This window comes from Clostridium sp. DSM 17811 (assembly GCF_018861905.1).
Lineage (GTDB): Bacteria > Bacillota > Clostridia > Clostridiales > Clostridiaceae > Clostridium_AD > Clostridium_AD frigoriphilum.
Genome location: NZ_JAHLDU010000066.1, coordinates 1 through 2916 on the forward strand (window position 1 = coordinate 1; position 2916 = coordinate 2916).

General features: G+C 30.5%; 4 protein-coding genes. All 4 read left to right on the forward strand.

Translation table 11 applies throughout. The features are described 5' to 3' along the window. Nucleotides 1-220, forward strand: a 220-nt coding sequence (locus KPL44_RS24860; protein WP_216256063.1) for a hypothetical protein, incomplete at its 5' end; no start/stop codon positions are given. 15 nt (nucleotides 221-235) lie between these two features. Beyond that, on the forward strand, nucleotides 236-442 hold the full coding sequence (locus tag KPL44_RS24865; protein WP_216256065.1) for a hypothetical protein: 207 nt from the start codon (nucleotides 236-238) through the stop codon (nucleotides 440-442). 12 nt (nucleotides 443-454) lie between these two features. Continuing rightward, entirely contained in the window at nucleotides 455-2029 is a 1575-nt protein-coding gene (locus KPL44_RS24870; protein WP_216256067.1) for a hypothetical protein, read from the forward strand. A 27-nt stretch (nucleotides 2030-2056) separates the two neighbouring features. Beyond that, nucleotides 2057-2518, forward strand: coding sequence for a hypothetical protein (locus KPL44_RS24875; protein WP_216256070.1), 462 nt, complete (start codon nucleotides 2057-2059; stop codon nucleotides 2516-2518). The last annotated feature ends 398 nt before the right edge of the window (nucleotides 2519-2916 follow it).

The window sequence follows — 2916 nt, forward strand, 5'->3', positions numbered from 1 at the left end:
TTATTCTAAAGATTTCATAGAAAATACTATAAATAGTTTTGAGGGGTGTAATTCAGATTTTATTGATGAAATAAAGAAAGCATTAACAAATATGACAGATACTAAGGCACCAAAAATGTTAAAGAAAGTGCAACAATTTCATGATGGAGCTTTAGGTGTTGTAGTAGCATTTGAAAAAAAAGATAAAAAATTGGGAGAGCAGATAAATCCTAATAAATAGGAGGGAAAAAGGCAAGTGGATTATTCAAAGGCACATTCAGAGGGATTAGTTGGTAAGTATATAGAAGAGATTGAAATACAAAAGAAAAGGATGGCTAAGAATTTTGAGCAAATGGATTTTCAAAATGCAGTTGAAAAAGATAAATGTGGTGAAATAGTAGATGATATGATAAATAATTGCAATGAATTAATAAATAAACTAAAGGGCTACAGCTTTAGTTAGGGGGAAAAGAGATTGAAGAGAGATATAAGAATAAACTATTCAGTCTTAGAACGTATAAGTCTTAATATTAAAAAATATAAGACGGCAATAGAAACAATAAAGGAAGTACTAAGGTTTGTTAATACCAAATTGGAGGCTGAAAACCAAGGAGAAGCCATAGAAGCATTAAAGGAAAATTATTCTGAGCTGGAAGGTGACTTAGAAGGGTGCCAGGAAGAGCTTAATGATTTATATACAATATTTGATGGGTACATAAGTGAAATGCAAGATATCATAAGACCAGTTAATTCATCTAGTATGATGCAGGTAGATAGAAATGATATATGGTGGAATATGGAATCTATATTTAGGGCTTGTGATGAAGTTGGTATCCTAAAAATAAATGTCGGGGCGGGAATGAGCCTTCCGAACTTATTCCAAAGTGATGAAGACAAAGCAAATTCACAAAAAAATAGTAGAATGATGGAAGACATAGGCGATGACATAAAATATTGTTATAATAGATTGAACGACAACAAAGATGATCTAAAAAATATATATGATAAAAAAGTAGTTCCTTATGAGAATAAGGATGATGAATACAGCAATAAAGCAGGTAAACTTTATTTTAAATACACAAATACATGGGAAAGCAATGTTGAAGAGGGTAAGGATTTTGGTTTAACTGGAATTAATTTTGGAAAAGGATTAGTTAATTTAGCAGGTGATGTATTAAAAGGTGGATATGGTCTAGCAAAAGGTGCGGTAGTAATTGTGGGTGCAGGCGTTGCAATGAAATCAATGATGGAAACAGGAGATGCGCCTGATTGTTTAAAGAAGTGTATTACTGAGACTGAAGGGTACGGTAAAACAGTGTCATCAGTATTAAAAGACCCAATAATAATTGCGGAAGGAATGGCACAAAGTGCATCAGATACTGTAGAGGAAAAAGGAATAGCATATTCAACTTCATATGTGTTTGGAGGAGTGCTTTTAACTAAAGGACTAGGTAAAGTTAGTTCAGTTTCTAAGGCTGGGGAAGCTGTAGATGTAGAGAAGAATGTATTAGTAAAGAGTAAAATAAAAGTGGGGTCATCCGGGGAGGGAATACCATTATATGAAGTAAAACCTCGGGTCCTTGAACAAATTTATCCGGATGATACAGGGGTATATGGATATTTACCTAAGGAAGGAACACCCTATGATAAATATGATTTTACAGATTTTGAAATGGCACAAAAAAATCATTTAATAAGACAAGAATATTTGGATTCTTCTAAAATTGTAGAAGATAAAGTTATTACAATGAAAGACAGTGGATTAAGAAATGAAGAAATAGCAAGGCAAGTTGTTGATATACGTAATAAAGATAAAGTAATAGCTAGAATGAAAATGTCACCTGAAGATCTTGCACCTATTGAAGCAAGAAATTTAAAATTATATGGGGACAAAATTGGACCTACATCTGAATATTTATTTGCAGATACTAAAATGAAGTTAATTAAACGTAGGTTATATAAATCAGATGAACAGGTATGGGAACAAATAATAGGAAAATCTATGAAGAAAGATGACGTTATGAACACATTACTTGGTATAAAACATTAAACAAATGTAAAATAATGAGGTGATAATATGGTAATATTAGATAATTATTCAAAGAAGCTTACTTGTATAAAATTAAATACTATTTTGGTGTCATATTCCATATGTAATTATGATGAGATTGGATTTCTAAGGGATGGGGAAGGTGGATTTAGTGAGAAGGGGGATTTGCTTGGATTATATATAAAAAACGAAAAATTGTTTTTTTTGTATAATAGTAAAATTTACGAAGTGAATTCTGATTCTATACAATGTAAGAATAAATATACTGATGATAAGAAACGTTGTTTTAAGGTTGAAATAGATGGAGATTTAGTATGTGATATTTCATATGTACCTTTTATTGACCCCCAGGCACTAGTTTTTGATTCTGACGAGGATGAATTTGATTTTTTACTGCATTTAAGTGAAATTTTAAAAAGTAAAACAAATATATTAGAATTTATTATGGGAATTAAAAATTTAAATGAATATTATCAATCAATAAGTTAAATGTGAGGTTTAAGTAAGATGAGAGAACTAGAAACAAAAAACCTGGCGAGAGCCAGGTATAGAAGCTACTGAAGTATATTTTTATATAATTCAGTAGCTTTTTGTCATTGGGAATGTATAAAAGGTACAATTTTAAAATTAATCAAATTCCTATAGAGTTTCATAATCAATATTTTCGAATTTTTTATCTCCTATATTAATTCCTATGGTATGGTAAAGTCCATTAGTATCTCTATTATTTTCTTTATACAAGTTAACGCATTGAGAATTACTTATAAATTCAAGTTCATAAAGTCTTTTAACAATTGCCTTGTAAGGAATTCTGTAGCAAATCTTTCAGCCATATGGTCTTCTCTATCAACTATATTTAGAGCTTCTCTGTAAAAGTGTAGAGAGCT